The organism is Caballeronia sp. LjRoot31 (genome assembly GCF_964253885.1).
In the GTDB taxonomy this organism is placed as follows: Bacteria; Pseudomonadota; Gammaproteobacteria; order Burkholderiales; family Burkholderiaceae; genus Caballeronia.
The window spans coordinates 1,480,285-1,499,595 of the sequence record NZ_CAXURX020000002.1 but is presented as its reverse complement, the minus strand read 5'-3'; the positions used below and the strand labels follow the sequence as shown (position 1 = coordinate 1,499,595).

Here is a 19,311-nt window from a genome sequence, read left to right as displayed (position 1 = left end):
GTTATATAAGCCGCCCTTATCACCACGCATACTTGACCCCTGCGCGCACGACATACGCGTGATAATTCTGCGCGCCCCATGCGCCACTCACGTTGCTCCAGGCGCTCCAGTCCTTGCCAAGATCGCCATTGAGCCCGAGCTTTACCTCATAGCGATTCGCTGGATAAAGACTACCTGCCGGTATCTGATTAAACGAGATCGAGCTATCGGTACTCGTGTGCCACCAGTTCGCCGTGGCGTAGAACTGCATTTTCTTGTTGGCGCTGCGCTGGAAGGTGCGTTGCAGCCGCAGTCCAAGCCGGGTAATCACACCGCTGGAATCGGCGCCATTCACATGCGTGCCATTGGGCTCGGTCAGTGAGTCTTCCTGATAGTCGACGTAGATCAACTGGCCTTGGGGTTCGAGCACCCAGTTGTTGAGCGGCGTAAACGCATAACCCAACTCACCCGAGATCGCCCAGCCGCGCGCGTTGTAATTCACCGTGGGCAAGTCTTCGCCTGAAACGCTATTGTTAAACCAGCCGTATTGCAACGACGTATCAGCATAAACGCCAAGCCGACTTTCATCGTTCTGATACCAGGTGGCATAGGCGCCAACGCTATAGCCCGCGACGTTGCCGCGCGCAGTCGCCGGGTTGCCAGCGGCTTCTGCGTTGCTTTGGGCGGTCTCGTAAGTTGCCATCAGCCCGAGATGCAGCAGATCAGCGCCGGGTGTGAGCTTTTTCTGGGCGACTTCCGCACCGCCTTGCATCAGGAACGAATCGGTGTTTACGTGGAAGGTGCCGTCACTGCTATCGCTGCCTTCGTTACGCCCCTCCATGTGCAGCCAGACCGAACCGGGGCGACCTGAGCCATCGCCGTTGACCGCGCTTGACGAGGTTCCGCTCGCGCGATCATCCAGACTATGCACGAACATTTCCCCGGCCACATGCTGGTTCGCCAGATAAGCGGCCACTTCGGGGCGGAAGAGCGGTTGCGGTGGGCTAGGGGGCGTTGGAGGTGTTGGGGGTGTTGGTGGCGTAGGCGGCGTGGGAGCTTCGGAGCGCAGATACCAGTTGCCGTCCGCACTTTGCTCACCACCCTGAAAGAGCTGATATTCATACGGACCTGCCACTACCCGTCCACTCAGCATGAACGCGCCAGCGGCCGAGTGCGTGGGATCCTGAACCTGAACCACCATGATGCCGTTATCGACGCCCGCCGCTCCGGCACCGCCGATATTGTTCACGGCGAGTTGCGTGGCGCCCTTGGCACCGACGGCAGTGGCGCCAGTAACCAGCAAATCGGAGTTCGATGCGGCGCCGCCTTCGTTCAACACAGTATCGATCAGCAGCTTGCCGCCGTTGGAGGTATACGTGCCTCCAACAGTCATGCGGTTCCCCGCTGTGCCATTAGCCATCGTCACGATGCCGTGATTGTCGAGGTTGCCGGCAACCGTAAAGCTCGCATCGGGGCCATTGGCGAAAGCGGGCAGCGCATTGCCTACGCCAATCAAACCATCATTAATCACCGATCCGGTGACCGTGCCATAGCCGCCCAGCGCACCCGCTGCGCCGACCGTGACCAGACCGCTCCCCGCTAAATTGGCGTTGGTGTGCGCAGCGTCGCCGATGGCGAGCGTGCCAGTATTGATGTTGGTATTGCCACTGTAAGTCTGGATGCCGTTGAAGACCAGTTTTCCGGTGCCGTCCTGGGTGACTGATCCGGTGCCGCTGATGACGGAATCGAAAAATAAGCTATCCGAACGATTGAAGACCAAGGCGGCGTTATCGGTGATGTCGCCCGAGACTGAGCCGGTGGTGCCGCCGTTGCCCAGTTGCAGGGTACCGGCGCTGATAGTGGTGCCACCGGTGTAGGTGTTGGCGCCGGTCAGGATAGTCGTGCCATTGCCCGCTTGGGTCACTGAACCGGTGCCGCTGACCACTCCGGCATAGGTCGTAGTATCACTGCGGTTAAACGTGAGTGCTGCGTTGTCCGTGATGTCACCAACATAGCTGCCCGTGGTTCCACCATTGCCAATCTGCAAGGTCCCGGCGCTGATCGTCGTGCCACCGGTAAAAGTATTGTCACCGGTGAGAATCAGCGTGCCACCGTTCGCATTCAATGCGCCACTGCTGCCGCTGATGGCGCCACTGAAGACGCCGCCAGTGTTAATCGTCAGATTACCGGCATCGATGTTAAGCGTGCCTGCGCCACCGAGCGCGCCGATCGTCTGCGTCTTGCCATTGATATCAGCCGTCGTGCCCGCATTGAGCGCGAGTAAGGACGTGTTGCCCAGTGCGTTGTCGCTGCCAAGCACCAGCGTGCCGCCGCTAACAGTGGTGGTGCCGGTGTAGTCATTGGCGGCATTGACCAGGGTGATGCTGTTTGTGGCATCGATTGCGAGATTGCCGCTGCCGGTGATCTGCGCCTTCATGTCGGCGCCCCCGGCGGGAGTGGCCGTGTCGCCAGCGAGCGTGAGGGTCTGGCCGGCTTGCAAAGCAAGCTGGCTAAGGCCGTAACCCGCATACAGGCCAGTGTTGGCGCCGGTACTGAGCATAAAACTGTAAGTGCCGACGGCAACTGTGTTGCCGCCCTGGGTAATGTTCCCGGCCGAGGTGGTGAGCGGGTTGCCCGCCAGATCGGTGAGCGTGAACCCAGCAGTATTGCCGGTGACGCCGGTTGCGCTAATCAATTGCGTATTGGCGCCATCGTCTTGCGTGAGCAGGTTCCCGGTGGGGTCGACCGCAATGCCCGGATCGACGCGCACGGTGCCGCTATTTAAAGTGAGTGCGCCGGTGCTGATGGTGCCGGAGAGCAGGTTTGCGAAGGCGAGCGTATTACCGTTAAGCGTCAGGTTGCCAATGGTTTGCACGCCCGCGCCCACTGTCGTGGTGTTGCCAGCATTCAGTTGCAGGGTGGCGTTCGTGAGAGCGGCGGTGTTATTGGCAGAGAGATTAAAGGTGCTTTGATTCAGCGTGACATTGCCGGTAAAGGTGCTGCCCGCGCCAGTGCCGAAGTCGAACGTATTGGTGGCGCTGCCAAGCGAGACGGCGAGCAAGCCACTGCCGGTAAGCGCGTTATTGAACGCGTAGTTGCCACTGACGGGGTTTAAAGCGAGCATGCCGGCACTGGCGATATTGATTGCACCACTGCCGATAGTGCCGGTGCCGGTCAGTTGAAGCGTACCAGCGTTGACGGTGGTGCCGCCGGTGTAGGTATTGTTGCCGGTGAGGGTGGTGGTGCCGGTGCCGGCTTGCGTGAGCGAACCGATGCCGCTGACTACGCCCGCATAAGTCACCGCATCCGAGCGGTTAAACGCTAACGCTGCGTTGTTGGTGATATTGCCGAGAATCGAACCGGCGGTGCCACCATTGCCCAGTTGCAAGGCGCCTGCGCTGATCGTAGTGCCACCGGTGTAGGTATTGTTGCCGGTGAGGGTTGTGGTGCCACTGCCATTTTGCTTCAGTGACCCTGTACCGCTGATGCTGCTACCAAAGCTCAATGCATCCGAGCGATCAAAGGCCAGAATGCCACTATTGCCGACACCGCCTGAAGGGGTGACGCTACCGCTGGTGCCGCCATTGCCTATTTGCAATGTACCTGAAGTTATTGCCAAAGAGCCTGAATAGGCGCTGTTGCCAGTCACGATAAGCGTGCCGGTACCGGATTGTATTAGCCGTCCTGTCCCGGAGATCGCTCCGCCGTAAACTAGCGTGTCTGAACGATTAAAGGTCAGGCTTTGACCTTGATTGCTCACGTCTCCAGTAATACTGCCGCTGGTACCACCATTGCCGATTTGCAGCGCCCCATTCAATGTGGTGACACCCGTATAGGTGTTGTTGCCAGTCAGGATCAATGTGCCAGATCCGGCTTGGGTAAGGCCGCCGGAACCACTGATAACGTTGCCATAAGTCAGGTTATCGGAACGGTTAAAACGCAATTGACCGCTGCTATCGACCAGCACATTGCCACTGACACTACCCGTGGTGCCGCCGTTACCAATCTGTAACGTGCCGCCGCTTGAAATGCTCGACCCGGCTCCCGCCCCGGCATTCGTCACTTGACCCGTAATGACCAGCGTACCGTTTTGCACGTTTAACGCCGCTGCACTGGGGGCCGTTGTTCCCACGTTACCGCTCAATGTCCAGGTGCCACTGTTCAGGGCAGAGACGGTGGTAAAGCCGCTAAACGCGTTGCTCGCGGTACCATTGCCTTGTAACACGAGCGTGTTGCCCGCGCCTGTGCTGGTAACCGCGCCGTTCAACACGCTGCCGGTTTGCAAAATAACCTGGGTGTTACTACCACTAATACTGATGGCAGTGCCGCCTGTACCGGTAATCGTTCCGGAATTGGTCAGCGTTCCTCCTCCGCTGCTTTGCAGTGCGACGCCGCTGCTGCCGCCTGAAATGGTGCCGCTATTCACCAGGGTCTCGACCCCTGTACCGCGTAACAGTGCACCATAGGCAGAGCCGCTGATAGCGCCGGCATTGTTAATGGTGATTGACCCGCTGTTATTCAAAATACCAACGCCGCTGGTGCTACTAATGGTCCCGGTGGCACTTTGCGTGACAGACCCGCCAGCAAGTACCAACCCACCTGAAGAGCCAGAAATAGCGCCATCGTTTACCACGTTGATCAATGCAGTGGCAGGGCCTCCACTGTAAGAGATGCCATAAAAGCCCGCAGAGCCAATATTCGCTCCGTTGTGGTTGGTAACCGTACCGCCATTCGGCAGAAAGATGCCAGCCGAGTTCGGACCGGCACCTTTGATGGTGCCGAAGTTATCTATCAGGGCTGCATTGACCGTAGCCGAGCTGAGCAAAATCCCCGCCGTATTGCCATTACCGTTTGCTGTAATCGAGCCGTTGTTGGTCAATTGCCAGTCTTTCGAAGTATCACCGGAAATGGCGGTGCCGCTAACGGTGACCGTGGTTGTTACTGGTGCAACGAAGATAGCGGTGGTGGGGTCGAGCGTTTGTAAGACAACAGGATTGGTTGAACTATTGATGGTGGTGGCGTAGAGACTTCTTGAGGCAGTTGAGCCTAATACAAACGGAACTCCGATAAGCAGCGCTTTGATCGCCGCTTTTATCAATGGATAACGTAACCGAAGAACTAATATTTTTCTTGAGGAATTCGTTTTTTTCATTTCCGCCCCATGTAAAACCACTACACCTTCATAGATCAAAGCGGCCACCGTTCAGAATATTCCGGCACTACGAAGCAATCAGGGAAAGTAAGTATTTTTATATTTCAGCGCTTTTCCACGGAAACATATTTATTCGTTATGCGAAATAAAACCTACCTCGTGCCGCTGGTCATAGAGTGTTAAGTCAAGCGCAAACAGTCAGGCTGGCCTACCTTCAAGAAAAAATAGTTTTTCAAATGTACTGCATCATGACAAGAAAGGCGAGGCAATGAGCATTGCCGTTAGCTCGCATGAAACAGTTGCCAGTTTTTGCATAAATTTGTCAACGCCCTACTGAAATCTGGTTTAACAGTTTCAAAAACGAGCGATTTGATGGCATGCGTTACGCCACGCATGCCGAAATAAAGGCGGCGAGTTTTGACTATATTGAAGTCTTTTACGCTCCCGAAGGAAGTCCTCTTACGGGATAATCGAAAACGGCTGCATTTGACGCTTGGACTAAAGCTCACCAATTCAGTATCTCGACCGCCGGATCAGCGAACAAAATCAGGAGGAGCGGGTTGCATAAAATCCACTTCCTGGAAGACGAAATATCGAGGGAACTTCACCGCTCCTGTTTCCGGGGAGCGGTGAAGTTCGACATGGATACAAATTTGGAGGGAGGTCTTACGCGGATAGCGCGGGGTGAACCTTCTGCAGGTTCAATCACTGGTGGCGAAGCGTGTGGGTATCCGTGTTCGGAGAAGGAGGGTTTCACACATCGGTGGCTCTGGCGAGCACCGTGCTTTTGGGGCACCTATGAATAGAAACTGCACGCTGTGGACACTTAGGGTAGCGCGTTTTGAAAGCGTTTTCTTTGCTTCGTTTCTTTGTCGCTTTGGACAAAGAAATGACGTGCCGCCACGCACAGTGGCTAATAGTGATAAAGAGAATATCCGACTCTTGCAGACCACCACGGCCGAAAGCACCAACCCGGCATAGACCCCGACCACTACCCCAAAACCCTCCCACACCAACTTACTGCACCGCCCGCGCCGCAGCAATAATCGCCGCAGCAACCTCCGCTGGCTTTGACAGCATCGCGACATGGCTCGCATCAACCTTGACAACAGTCGCACCGATCTGCTGCGCCATTGCGGCCTGCAAAGCCGGCGGAATCATGCGGTCCTTTTCCGTCAATACGAACCACGATGGCTTGTTATGCCACGCAGCCTCCGACACCTTATCGTCGGTGCAACCGGCGAACCAGGGACCTTGAGTCGCCGCTACGAGACGGGCTTGTGCAACAGGCAGATCCTGGGCGAAGTCGTGAATGATTGCATCGGTAGAAAGTGTCAGGTATCCGGCGGAATCTTTCTGCAGCGCGGACGCCCACGATGGCGCCGGTTTCCCCTTCAAGATGTCGTTGATCGACTGGTCCTTGTCGGGCGCAAAAGCGGCAACGTACACCAGCGCTTTCACCTTGTCGTCATTGCCGGCTTGCGTAATGACTGAACCGGCCCAGGAATGGCCGACCAGTATGACGGGGCCGTCCTGTTGTTCGATCACCCGCTTCGTCGCCGCTGCATCGTCATCGAGCGACCTGAGCGAATTTTGCACCGCCACCACGTGCAAGCCTTTTGCCTGAAGAATCGGGATAACCTTATCCCAACTCGATCCATCGGCGAACGCGCCGTGCACCAGCACCACGTTTTTGCCCTTCAGGTCATCAGATGAAGACGCGGCGCTGGCTGGGGTGAACGCGGTAAGCGACAACAGCCCTCCAAGCAGCAGCGAAGCGGCCAGGCATTTTTTGAGCAGGGTGTTCATAATGTGAATCCTCTTGAATAAATCGGGTTAGGAAGGAAATCAGTGTGCGGATTGGAGAATGCGCTGATTGGGCGATCTCTTGTATCGGTCAAATGACCGAGCCTGCGCTGATCCAACGAGCGCACTAAGCGAAAAGAGAAAAATGAGGCGAAACTGATGCAAGACGACTCTGCTATCCGGGTGCTGGACGCCATCAAGGCGCTTGCGTTTATCGGCGACCTCAGCATGGGGCAGCCAACCGATCATTCGATGCGTACCGGCTGGCTTGCGGGACGGCTCGCCGCCGACGCCGGCCACGACGAGACGCAGTGCGGTGTTGCCATGGAGGTGTCGCTGCTGCGGTGGTCGGGCTGCACGGCAAACGCAGCGGGTTTCTCGGAGTGGCTGGGCGACGACGTCGGCAGCAGGGCGGACATGCTTGCGATGCGGCCCGGATGGGCCGGCGACGAATCATCGGGACGGCTCGGTGCGGCCATTACGCCGCTGGCGCAGATTCACTGCGAGGTATCGGGCGAAGTCGCGCGCATGCTCGGGCTGACCGGAGCAACCCAGGTGGCGCTGCGGCACATTTTCGAAAGTTGGGATGGCTGCGGTTTCCCGCATCAGACGCAGGGCGGCAACGTGCCCGATGCCGTATTTCTCGTCGCGTTGGCTGGCGATATCGAGATTTTCAGCCGAGTCTACGGGATGGAGCAGGCAAAGGTACTGATAACCCGGAAGGCCGGTCATCAGTATCCGCAAGTGCTTGCGCAACTGGCATTATCTCGCGCGCCAAAATGGCTGAACGAGCTTGACCAGTGGAGTACGTCGGTGCGCGATGAACCCTTGAATACTCAACCGATGCAGCAAACGAGCGCGCCAGAAATCATTGCTGACGTGATCGACCTGAAGCTGCCCTGGATGGCGGGCTATTCACGACGCGTGGCGAACGCGTCGGCGGCTTGCTGCGCGCGCCTGGGCCTTGACGAGGAGACACAGCGCCGCGTGTATCTCGCAGGCTTGATTCACGGCATGGGACGCGCGGCGGTGCCCAATTCGATATGGAACACACCGGGCCGTTTGCCCACGGGAGCCTGGGAGAAAGTGCGGCTGGTCCCCTACTGGACCGCGCGCGCGGGCAAGCAGATCGGTGCCCTCGCTCGCGAATCGGAGATTGCTTCGCTTGCCTATGAGCGGCTGGACGGTTCAGGCTATTTCCGGGGCGCAGAAGGCGGTGGCATTGCGCGTGAAGGCCAGGTGCTCGGTGCGGCCGCCGCCTGGGTCGCGTTGCGCTCGAAGCGTCCCTGGCGGGAGGCATACTCCGCTGAAGATGCCGCAACCTTGCTCCGCGAGCAGGCGTTGGCAGGGCGATTCAATGCCGATATTGTCAGTGCGCTAATCTCGAATGAATATGACGCGTATGACGGCGGCGTAATTTGCAGTAAACCCCGCTCGGCCCAGGCACCGCTTCTGTCGCCTCGGGAATCGGAGGTGCTTCGTCACATTAGCCTGGGCGCCAGTAACAAGGAGGTGGCAAAGGCGCTTGAGCTAAGTCCCAGTACGGTGCGCACGCACGTCGAAAGCGTGTTCCGCAAGCTCGATTGCTCGACGCGTGCGGCGGCTACCTTGAAGGCGTCGACGCTTAATTTGATTTGACGTAAGCGATTCATTCGACCGCGCTGACGTCGGCGCCGGTCAACGAGTATCGCCCCGGGAAGCAGCTGACTTGCAACCCGGGGGCAACAGACATCAGGGCCGCACTTCATCCGAAGTCAAATCATCTGAAGTCACATCACGGGTCAAGTCGCTGTTGCCTGCCACCTGCTGGACGCGCTCTTTAGACGGCTCTGCAACCGGGACTTGCTGGGTGTCAAACAGCGGCTTCTCAGGATGCACAAACAACCAGAGCACCGTGCCTAACGCGGCCGCCAGTGCGATGACTATCAAGGCGCTACCCCAGTTACCGGTGAGCTTCACCATGAAAGCGACGGTAACGGGTCCCGCGACGTTCGATGCGGCTCCCCACAGATTAGTCCAGCCAGACATCACGCCGGTAAAATCCCGCGCCAGATCCTGGGCCGCCGACCAGACGACGACTTGCACAAAACCCACCGCAGCGAATGATAAGCACAGGAAACCAACGACAGCCGCAATATTGACCGCATAGGAAGCCAGGCAGAGGGCGACAGCGCTAACAAGAAATCCCACCATGGCGACCGGAGCGCGAGCGGCCCAGACCGATTGAGTACGCTTCAATATTTTGTCGCATACGATCCCCGCCACGAACACCGCCACGAACACGGCGATCCATGGAAGCGACGCCGCAAACCCCATGGACTTAAGCGAGAGTCCACGTGCGCGCATGAGATAGGTTGGTAGCCAGGTCGTGTAGAAACTCTGGATCAGGACCAACAAAAAGTACTGGATACCGAAAAGCCAGAACCGCGGATGCCGGAGACACTTCAGAAATAACCCTTTGGCGACAGCCTCCGGTTCCGACTGTCCCGCAGCAATATAGGTTGCCTCCTCAGCGGTAATCAGGGGATGCCGCGCGGGCACATCGCGATAACCGAACCACCACGCGATTCCCAATACGAGGCCTATTGCACCGAACACATAAAAGACGGAGTGCCAGCCGAACTGCAAGATCATCCAGGCAGTAAGTGGCGCGGAAATGATGGGTCCAAGATAGAGCCCCGCCAGGAGAAAGGAGTTACCCTTCGCGCGTTCATTCTTGGGGAACCAGCGTTTCACCGCGAGCACACCGCTTGACCAGTCAGCGGATTGTGCACCTCCGAGCAGAGCGCGGCAGCCAACCAGCCAGTTAAAGCCCACGCCGAACGGCGTCACTATCATCATCAAGGACCAAAGAGCGCTCGTTCCAAACAGGACCTTCCTCGACCCATGACGCTCGGCCAGCCTTCCGGCAGGGATCTGTCCCAATGCGTACGTCCAGAAATAGATAGTCAGGATCACTGACATCTCGACAAGTGACAGTCCGAGCTCTTTCTGGATCGTGGGGGCGGCGATCGTCATCGCGGCGCGGTCCAGCGTCATGACGAAGGTGATGGGAGCGATCAGCAACGAAACAATCCCCCACCGCAAATTGCCGTTTCTTTTTGGCATTCTCACTGCTCCAAGGATAATTAACCACGCGCTGTTATGGAATCACTGCTACCGATGCGGTCTTGCCAATTGCTTTTCAATCGCTTTTCAATCTCTTCCCCAATCGCTTCCCCAATCGCTTCCCCAATCGCCTTCCGGTCGTCATGCCTCAAGCGGAGGGAAGGGGCGCGCTATTCATGCTGTCAACGCAGATGTCATGCGTGCACGTTGTTTGGGCCAACAAAGCTGCTGCCGAGACAAGCCCTTCGTCAGCGCCGTAGATACGAAATAGTCCGTCCCCGGGCTCGACGTACTGACCCACTGCGGCAAGGAGATCTACGCCGGCGCCCAGATCCGTCGGAGCGCCGGCTGTTCGCGCAATTCCCGCGATGGCCCAGCCATCAATGCTGGAGACGACGCCGCCCTGCTGCGCCACAACCGTTTGTGCAAACCTGGCCGGCAAAACCGGCGGTACTCGCCGGCCCTGGCTATCGACAATGCGCTCGAATGCACTTCGGGCCTGGCCGGAAGAAAGCAGCGACTCCGCGATCTGCCGGCCCTTGGAAACGGTGCCTACGGCCGGTGCCCAAGCAAGAATCTCTGCCGCGAAACGGAGGGCTTTTTCGCGCAGGTCGGCGGGTGCATCGGGGTCGTTGTCCAGCACCAGCTTGACGTCCCGTACCTCGAGCGCAGGTCCGATGCCACGCCCGATCGGGCTGCTGCCATCGGTGACCATGGCCTTGACGTGCAACCCCAGGCCCGCTGCGACATACTCGAAAAGCTCACCTAACGCGCGTGCTTCGAGTTCGTCCTTCAGCTTGGCGTGCGGACCGTAAGGAAGATCGATGATGACGTGCGTGGATCCTGCCGACCACTTCTTGGATAGAATCGATGCAACGGACCAGCGGTTTGAATCGAGGCCCAGTGGTCGGGTAAATGCATTGATCCGATCGTCAATCAACGAGTGATTCAACCGTCCGTTCCATGCAATACAAGCGCGCGCTTCACTGACGCAACGACGTACCTCTGCGCTGGTGAGATCGACACGTGCGACCGTTTCCATTGCGTCGGCAGTACCTGCGGCAGAGGTGATTGCTCTTGATGACGTCTTTGGCATTGCAAGCCCAAACGCCGCCACAATAGGGACTACGATCAAGGTGATCCGGCTACCCGGGACGCCTCCCATTGAATGCTTGTCAACGAGCATTGGCTCGTCCCAAACGATGCGCGGCGTCAGCTTGCAACGCACCTTTGCCAACGCGAGCACTTCGGCGTCAGACAGGTTTTGCGACGCGTGTAAAAGGAACGCGTTGATATCCCGGTCCGAATAACGCAGTGCAAGAATGTCGTCGAGCACAGCGCTATATTGAGCTTCGTTCAGTGCTTCGCCTGCGATCTTTGCCTTCAGGGCGCGCATGCTGGGCGGAGCAGGTTGCGTGGCACGGCCAAGCGCTGCGACGAAACGTTCTATCCCCTGCTCAAGCGTTCCGTCATTTAATACCTTCAATGTTTCAACGTCAGCAGAGGTTGGTTCGACCTGACGCGCTACGCGTTTTAAAACCTCCTCTGGGGTTTCCCTGCCTCGCGCAAGAATTCTTGCGGCGAGCACGGAAGCGGGCGCGCTCACTTCGACTACCACCAGCCGCGGCACGCGAGTTGAAAGCACGTCGATCATTGCTCGTGACCCATTCGCGATGACGTGATGCCCCTGCGAAAGTGCATTGAGGAGATCACGACGCAACCCGTACCTCAGTCCGTGTGCCGACCAGGTAATAAGGAATTCTCCTTGGCAGTCGAGACGCGCGAACTCGGTTTCATTAAGCGCTTCGTGATCTTCACCCGGCGAGCCGTGAGGCCGGGTGACCACCCGACGCGCAAAGACGAAATCGCTGAGAACTTCACGCGCGCCGTCAATGAGAGAGTCTTTGCCGGCGCCACTCGGGCCGACCACAAAAAAGAAAATTCCGTCGGACATGAGGTTGTTACTCCGCCTCGTCCAGACCGATGTCAACGCACACCGAAGCCTGGTTTATCTTGCTCGTGGAGATATAGTCGACGCCCGTTTTCGATATTTCCCCGATGGTTGCGAGGCTGATACCGCCAGACGCTTCAAGCTTCGTACGGCCATTGACCAGCTTCACGGCCTTCGTCATTTCCTCGACGGACATGTTGTCGAGCATGATCACGTCAACGCCGGCTTCCAGCGCTTCCTCGACTTGCTCGATGCGGTCGCATTCCACTTCGAGCTTCGTCAACACCGGCAATTGGCGGCGCGCACGTTGCACAGCCTTCATGATTCCGCCGCAAACCGCAATGTGATTGTCTTTAATCATCACGCCGTTATCAAGCCCGAGGCGGTGGTTCAGGCCCCCGCCGCAGGTCACCGCATGCTTCTCCAGCATGCGCAAACCGGGTGTGGTCTTGCGTGTGTCGATCAATCGTGCGCGCGTTCCCGCGACGGCCTTGACATACTCCGCGGTGAGGTTGGCAATACCCGACATACGCTGCAGGATGTTAAGCGCCGTTCGCTCGGCGGTCAGTACGCTTCGCGCATTTCCCCGTACGTCAAGAAGCACAGCCCCTTTCTTTACGTGGTCACCGTCCTTGACGCGTACGACTACGTCGAGCGTTGAATCGTAGCGCTTGAACACCCGTGCTGCGACGTCGATACCCGCCACGATCAAATCCTCGCGTGCATTCATGAAGAATGCTCCCGTTTCGTTCGCTTCAATCATGACCTGTGCGGTGAGGTCACAATACCCAATGTCCTCGGTCAGCCACGTGTCAATCAGGCGATCCGTTTGAAATACGTCGTACATGTCCATCTCCTAGTGTATGAAAAAACAATTGTTGCTGCTGTATCGGTCCGGGCGTCAGGACTCACGGCTTTTTCTTTTTTGATCGACAAAAGCGTCGGAAAGGGATGCCCCTTAAATCGATCACAAAAAATATCGGACTACGAAATAGATAAGATTTAAAACGCAAACATGACAGCGTGGTCAGTCAGTCTTGCTGGCGTTGATGTACCTGTCGTTTCCGCCTGCAATTACAACGTCCACGCTCAAAAGCTATGCCCGGCCCGGACACTGGGCAGGTTGAACAGACGGCGGCGGCCGTGACGAACTCAAAGCTTGCCTGATCCGGTGTCGCGTTTGTGTCGATAGCTATCAGTAAGGACCGGCGAGCAACGCGCCCGGCGCCAGGCGTTCGAGGTTCCATTCGCGCAGCATGGGCAGGCCGTAACAGCGGCGGAAGGATCTGCCCGATACGCAAGGTCTTTGTCATCTGGTCGACTCCTCCGAAGCGCGGCATCAGGTTGCGTTTGATTTCTGAAAGTCTAGTGTTCACATTATAATTTGGCAAGATATCTAAGTATATTTTTGTTGGTGCATGTGTGCTTTAGTTTGGTGAAAACCCTTATTAAATGCCTCATTTAAGGGAATACCCCATTTGAAGTCGCACGCATGGAAATGATCTTCTTCAGGAAAAATTCAATGTGTACACTCGATATGACTTTATTCAACCAACCTGGACAACAGACTGTTGGCGAGCGCAGGACATGGAGGGAGTGAAGCGCGCTCTGCAGCAAGGCGGGAATCTGAAAAACATCGAAGAACTCGGCGGGAACTATCAAGTATCCGGGTTTCGTGCCGTACAACGCTTAGTACACGACTCTATAAAGACCTCATGAAACGCCTTACATTTCAGCAACAGTTGTGGATTCCTTTGGCGCTCTCCCTGATTTGCCTGATCTCCGTGGCGGGTTTCGGGGCTTACCAGACTCGCGAGGTCCGTCTGGAAGAAAGACAGCATTCGTTGAAGGACGCCGGAGATATAGCAATGAGCATCACGCGCCGTTATGCGGCGCTGGCCGCTGACGGAACCTTGTCGACGCCTGAAGCGAAGAAGCAGGCACTCGCGCAATTGCGAGCGATCCGTTACGGCGCCGACGGGTACGTATCCATCGTCGATTCAGATTGTCATGCCGTCATGAACCCTTCCAAGCCGGAAACCGAGGGCAAGTACTTTGGTGACTATCAGGATTCCAACGGGAAGTACGTGTACCGCGCGATGGCTGCGATTGCGAAGGGGTCTGGCGATGGGTTCGTTGACTATGCTACCCCCCGGCTCGGTTCGAAAGAACCCGTCCGAAAGCGCAGCCACATCGCTACCTTTAAACCCTGGGATTGGTCGTTCGTGACGGGTGCCTACCTGGATGACATTGACGAGGCATTCAACGCATCGCTGCGCCAGTTGGTCGTGCTCGTCGCCATCATCGCGGCCATGCTGTCTGGTGTTGTGTACCTTGTGAACCGGAGGCTAAACCGTTCGCTAGGTGGCTCGCCGGAGTATGCAGCGCAGGTCGTGGGCGCTACAGCAGGGGGTAACCTCGCGCAGCACATAGACCTGCAAGCCGGCGATCGAGGCAGCCTTCTGTTCAAGCTTCAAGAGATGCAGGCGCAACTGCGTCAGGCGGTGGTCGCGATTATCGGCGCGGCGAATTCCATTGGAACGTCAACAGATGAGATATCGTCGGGCAACGCCGACCTGTCAAAAAGAACCGAGGAGCAGGCCGCGTCGTTGGAGGAAACTGCTGCAAGCATGGAGGAGCTTACGTCGGCGGTGAGACAGAATGCCGACAACGCGCGACAAGCTTCGGTGCTCGCCGGCGATGCCTTTTCCATCGCGAATCGCGGTAATGACGTCGTTTCGGAAGTCGTCGCGACCATGGATGAGATCACCAGCAGTACGAAACAGATTGGGGAGATTCTTGGGATGATCGAAGGGATCGCGTTCCAAACCAATATCCTCGCACTCAACGCGGCTGTCGAGGCCGCGCGGGCCGGTGAACACGGCAGAGGATTCGCGGTTGTTGCATCTGAAGTCCGAAATCTCGCGCAGCGTTCATCGACCGCCTCCAAAGACATCAAGAGATTGATCGAGCATTCGAATGGTCGCGTTCAGAGCGGCGCCACGCTCGTCGATAGCGCCGGCCAGTGCATGAAAGAGATACTGGTTTCCGTTCAACGGGTCACCGCGATCATGAAGGAGATCGCGTCGGCCTCCGAGGAGCAAAGCGACGGGATCGAACAAGTCAATCGGGCCGTTACCCAGATGGACGAAGTAACGCAACGAAACGCGGCGCTTGTGGAGCAGGCGGCAGCGGCTGCAGTGTCAATGCGCGAGCAAGCTCATGGACTTGTGGAGAGCGTGGCTGCTTTTCAGGTCGACTGAGTTTATCCTCCGCGCTCCATAAACAATGGCCCCATAAGCGCCCGGTTAAGCAGACTGGTGCATAATTGGGGAACGGCCAGCCAGTCTTCGCTTTGCGGCGGTTCACGCCCTGTGAATCGCCGGATCAGCTTCTTCGCCCTTCAAAAAAATTACGTTGGATGGCCAGCTTCGTTTTTCGCTCCTTGTCACGCGGCAAGAGCCGGCGAATGGAATTCGACCGCACTTCGTCACAGGAGCAGCAGTGACAACTCGTGCTACAGCAGACGAAGCAACCATTCAATCTTTCACGGTGGTGGGAATTGGCGCTTCCGCAGGCGGACTCGAGGCCATCTCGGAGTTGCTCGGTGCCATCGCGCCGTCCTGCGGAATGGCCTTCCTGGTCGTCCAGCATCTCGCACCGTTTCGGCCCAGCCTGCTTCCGGAGATCCTGTCGAAACACACTTCAATGCCGGTCATTGAAGCGACCGACGGCATGGCCATTGAAACAGACCATGTCTACGTGATCCCGCCCAACAAGAGCATGTCGATCGCGCAGCACCGTATCAGGCTGCAACCGCGGGGAGAGACCCTGGGGCCGCCCATGCCGATCGACGACCTGTTCGATTCGCTCGCGAGCGACCTGGGCGTCAATGCGATCGGCGTGATTCTTTCCGGTAACGGCTCGGATGGCGCGCTCGGCCTACAGGCTATTCAAGGCGGGGGCGGCATTACGTTCGCACAGGACACGGCGTCGGCGCGCCACAGCAGCATGCCGCTCGCGGCCATGGGACTCGGTTGTGTCGACAGCGTGCTTGCACCGCGTGAGATCGCACGCGAAATCGCGCGCGTCGGGCGCTTTTCCAGCCGCGCACTGGACGAGCTCGAATCCATGGGGCCGGCAACGGACCCCGGGGACCAGAGCCTGCGCCCTCTGTTTCGCCTGTTGCGCAACGCCTGCAACATCGACTTCACCTACTACAAGCGCGGCACGGTCCAACGCAGGTTATCGCGCCGGATGGCATTGCGCGAAATGACCTCGGTCTCGGACTATGTTGCCCTGCTCGGGTCCGATGCCGCTGAAACGCTCGCACTGGGCCGTGACCTGCTGATTCGCGTGACCGAATTTTTCCGCGATCCGGCAACCTTCGACGACCTGCTCCGAACCGTCTTTCCGCGCCTGATCAGCGACCATGATGCACCGTCAGGCATCCGCATCTGGGTACCTGGTTGCGCGAGTGGAGAGGAGGCGTACTCGATCGCCATCTGCCTCGTGGAGTATCTGGGCGATCGTCTCGCCGATACCAAGATTCAGGTCTTCGGTTCCGATGTCAGCGTCGATGCGCTGGAAACCGCACGCGCGGGCCGCTATATCGAGAACATCGCACGCAATGTGTCTCCCGAGCGGCTTGAGCGGTTCTTTGTGCGCGATGGTGACCACTACTGTGTCAGCAAGTCGGTCAGGAGCCTCTGCACGTTCGCCCGCCACAACGTGGCGACCGATCCGCCGTTTTCGAGGATCGACCTGATCAGCTGCCGCAACCTGCTGATCTACCTGGATCCCGTGCTGCAGCGGACAGTCATGCCTCTGTTTCATTACGCGCTGGCGCCCGATGGCGTACTTATGCTGGGACCGTCGGAATCGGTGGGTGCGTCGTCTGAGCTATTCAGCGTGATTCCCAGCGTGTCGAGCAAGCTCTATAGCAAGAACCCCAGTCCCGGACGTCCGAGGATGGGCCTGCCTGCGTCGACGGTGATGCCGCAATCGTTTGTTTCCATCAGACCCTCGAACGGCGGTCGCGAGGTTCCGACGCGTGTCGAGTTGCTGCGTAACGAGGTCAACCGCATGACTTTGGAACGGTACACGCCGCCGAGCGTGCTATGCGACGATGAACTGAATGTTCTCGAGTTTCGCGGCGATACCTCGGCGTATCTGGCCAATCCGAACGGACCGCCCAGCAGCAGTCTCAAACGGCTCGCACGGCCGGAAATTTTCCTCGCGATCGACGAGGCAGTCAGACGGGCGCGCCGCGAGGCCACCGTTATCCGCAAGGCGAGTCTGCGTTTGAACACCGCTGCAAGCGTGACGCTCGAGGTGCATCCGGTACAGATCGCCGGCGTGCCGGGACGTTGGTATCTGATCTTCTTCGAAGCGCCTGCCGAAGGCGTAAGACTATCGCCCAAGCCGGGGCGCGCACCGCTGACAAACTTTGTGGCGCAGGCTTTGCGGCAAGTCAAGGGGCAGCCCGAGCGCGAAGCCCAAAGCGAGAAAGACCTTGAAATCGCGAGGCTGGACGCCGAACTCGAGGGCAGCCACCGGCATTTACTGGCAATACTCGAGGAACATGAGCGAGCACGGGAGGACCTGCGGGCAAGCGAAGAGGAACTGCTGTCGAGCAATGAGGAATTCCAGAGCACCAACGAAGAACTCGAGACCGCCAAGGAAGAGCTGCAGTCCGTCAACGAAGAGTTGACGACGACCAATGACGAGCTGCGATATCGTAATCATGAGCTGAAGACCGCGAACGACGAGGTCGAACGCGCGCGCGACTTCTCGCAAGCGATTGTCGAGACCATGTCCGAACCGTTGCTCGTGCTCGAGGCGGACCTCAAGATCACTTTGGCGAACCGCGCGTTTTACCAGACCTTCCAGACATCGCCCGACAAGACCATCGGCACGAAGCTGTATGACCTGGGTAATGAGCAGTGGAATATTCCTGCGCTGCGTGAGCTGCTCGAGGAACTCGTGCCGCAAAGGACCAGCGTTCGCGACTATCAGATCACGCACGAATTCCCGGGCATCGGGCTACGGACGATGCAACTCAGCGCCATGCGCATTGCATGGCCCGCGCAGGCGTTGATCCTGCTTACCATCTCCGATGTAACCCAGCAGCACCAGGCATTCGGCCGCTTGCAATCGGCGGATCAACAAAAAGACGAGTTCCTCGCCATGCTCGCGCATGAGTTGCGCAATCCGCTCGCAGCCATTCGCAACGGCCTGCAGGTCTGGGAGCGGGACAGCGCTGACAAGGAAATGCAGAAGATTGCCCGCTTGGGCGCACAGCGGCAACTCGACCACGAGATCCGTCTGGTCGAGGATCTGCTGGATGTGTCGCGAATCACGCGGGGCATCATCATTCTCAAGACCGAGCCGATTGATCTCGTCGAGACGGCGCGTCGAGCTATTGAAGCGATGCGTCCGGAATTCGAGGCTTATACGCATGAAATCACATTGGCTTTTCCAACCGGTGTGCTACCCATCAACGGTGACGCGATGCGGGTCGAACAGGTCGTGACCAACCTGTTGGGTAACGCGATCAAATACACGCCGCACGGCGGTCATATCCGGATTTCGATTGAGCGCTATCTCGACGACGCGGTCCTGACCGTGGTCGACAGCGGCATTGGCATGACGGCCGAACTCATTCCGACCATCTTCGATATCTTTGTGCAGGCCGAACGCTCGCTGGATCGCAAGGCCGCGGGTCTCGGTCTTGGCCTCGCGCTGGTGCATCGTCTGGTCGGATTGCATGGCGGCGACGTGCGCGCATACAGCGAAGGGCCCGACCGGGGCAGCAAGTTCGTGGTGCGCCTGCCCGCCATGCCGCGCGGCACGGTGGCTGAGGAGCCGGTGCATGTGGCGCTTCATTGCGCACCGTCGCTCGGCGCGATGCGCGTGCTTGTGGTGGACGACAACCTTGATGCGCTGGAGAGCAGCGCTGCTTTGCTAAGGATCGACGGACACGAGGTGCAGACCGCGCGCGACGGTCCATCCGCGCTTCTCTGTGTCGAACAATTCAAACCTGAGGTGGTGTTGCTCGATATCGGCCTGCCTGAAATGGATGGCTACGAGGTCGCTCGCCGGATACGTTCGATGCCGGGTCAACACGACACCTTGCTGATTGCCCATAGCGGGTACGGTGAGGAGGAGCATCTTCAGCGAGCTACGCAAGCGGGTTTCGACCACCACCTGATCAAGCCGGCCGACCTCAGCCAGTTGAGCGCCCTGGTCGCGTTGTGCCGTGATAGGCGCGGTCGCTGAGTAGCCGCCATGCGGCTCCTGGCGCGCTAGTGGT

The 19,311-nt window shown here is 58.1% G+C and carries 9 protein-coding genes; 4 read left to right on the top strand and 5 right to left on the bottom strand.

The features are described from left to right. Nucleotides 1-19 precede the first annotated feature (19 nt). Nucleotides 20-5,131 (bottom strand): autotransporter outer membrane beta-barrel domain-containing protein, encoded by a 5,112-nt coding sequence (locus ACSQ8V_RS25080; RefSeq protein ID WP_436207499.1) that lies wholly within the window; start codon nt 5,129-5,131, stop codon nt 20-22. Nucleotides 5,132-5,448: 317 nt separating this feature from the next. Here ACSQ8V_RS25080 and ACSQ8V_RS25075 point away from each other — a divergent pair, with 317 nt between their 5' ends. Next, nucleotides 5,449-5,601 carry an IS3 family transposase gene (locus ACSQ8V_RS25075; RefSeq protein ID WP_436208004.1) on the top strand — a complete coding sequence of 51 codons (153 nt, stop codon included), beginning with the start codon at nt 5,449-5,451 and terminating at the stop codon, nt 5,599-5,601. 547 nt (nt 5,602-6,148) lie between these two features. On the opposite strand, the gene ACSQ8V_RS25070 is transcribed toward ACSQ8V_RS25075, so the two are convergent. Beyond that, nucleotides 6,149-6,940, bottom strand: a complete 792-nt coding sequence (locus ACSQ8V_RS25070) for an alpha/beta fold hydrolase (protein WP_213765347.1) — start codon at nt 6,938-6,940, stop codon at nt 6,149-6,151. A 156-nt stretch (nt 6,941-7,096) separates the two neighbouring features. Between ACSQ8V_RS25070 and ACSQ8V_RS25065 the strand changes: the two genes are divergently transcribed. Then, entirely contained in the window at nt 7,097-8,575 is a 1,479-nt protein-coding gene (locus tag ACSQ8V_RS25065) for an HD domain-containing phosphohydrolase (RefSeq protein ID WP_436207498.1), read from the top strand. A gap of 93 nt (nt 8,576-8,668) precedes the next feature. Here ACSQ8V_RS25065 and ACSQ8V_RS25060 read toward each other — a convergent pair whose 3' ends face one another. From ACSQ8V_RS25060 to nadC, 3 genes are all read right to left on the bottom strand, one after another. Continuing rightward, nucleotides 8,669-10,045 (bottom strand): MFS transporter, encoded by a 1,377-nt coding sequence (locus ACSQ8V_RS25060; protein WP_436208003.1) that lies wholly within the window; start codon nt 10,043-10,045, stop codon nt 8,669-8,671. Between the two features lie 148 nt (nt 10,046-10,193). Then, the gene (gene phnN, locus ACSQ8V_RS25055; protein ID WP_436207497.1) at nt 10,194-11,999 is read right to left on the bottom strand and encodes a phosphonate metabolism protein/1,5-bisphosphokinase (PRPP-forming) PhnN; all 1,806 of its coding nucleotides are present in this window, start codon (nt 11,997-11,999) and stop codon (nt 10,194-10,196) included. Between the two features lie 7 nt (nt 12,000-12,006). Further along, nucleotides 12,007-12,843 (bottom strand): carboxylating nicotinate-nucleotide diphosphorylase, encoded by an 837-nt coding sequence (gene nadC, locus ACSQ8V_RS25050; RefSeq protein ID WP_436184375.1) that lies wholly within the window; start codon nt 12,841-12,843, stop codon nt 12,007-12,009. Nucleotides 12,844-13,711: 868 nt separating this feature from the next. Between nadC and ACSQ8V_RS25045 the strand changes: the two genes are divergently transcribed. Further along, the gene (locus tag ACSQ8V_RS25045; protein WP_436207496.1) at nt 13,712-15,259 is read left to right on the top strand and encodes a methyl-accepting chemotaxis protein; all 1,548 of its coding nucleotides are present in this window, start codon (nt 13,712-13,714) and stop codon (nt 15,257-15,259) included. Between the two features lie 241 nt (nt 15,260-15,500). Continuing rightward, nucleotides 15,501-19,277, top strand: a complete 3,777-nt coding sequence (locus tag ACSQ8V_RS25040) for a chemotaxis protein CheB (RefSeq protein ID WP_436207495.1) — start codon at nt 15,501-15,503, stop codon at nt 19,275-19,277. Nucleotides 19,278-19,311 lie beyond the last annotated feature (34 nt).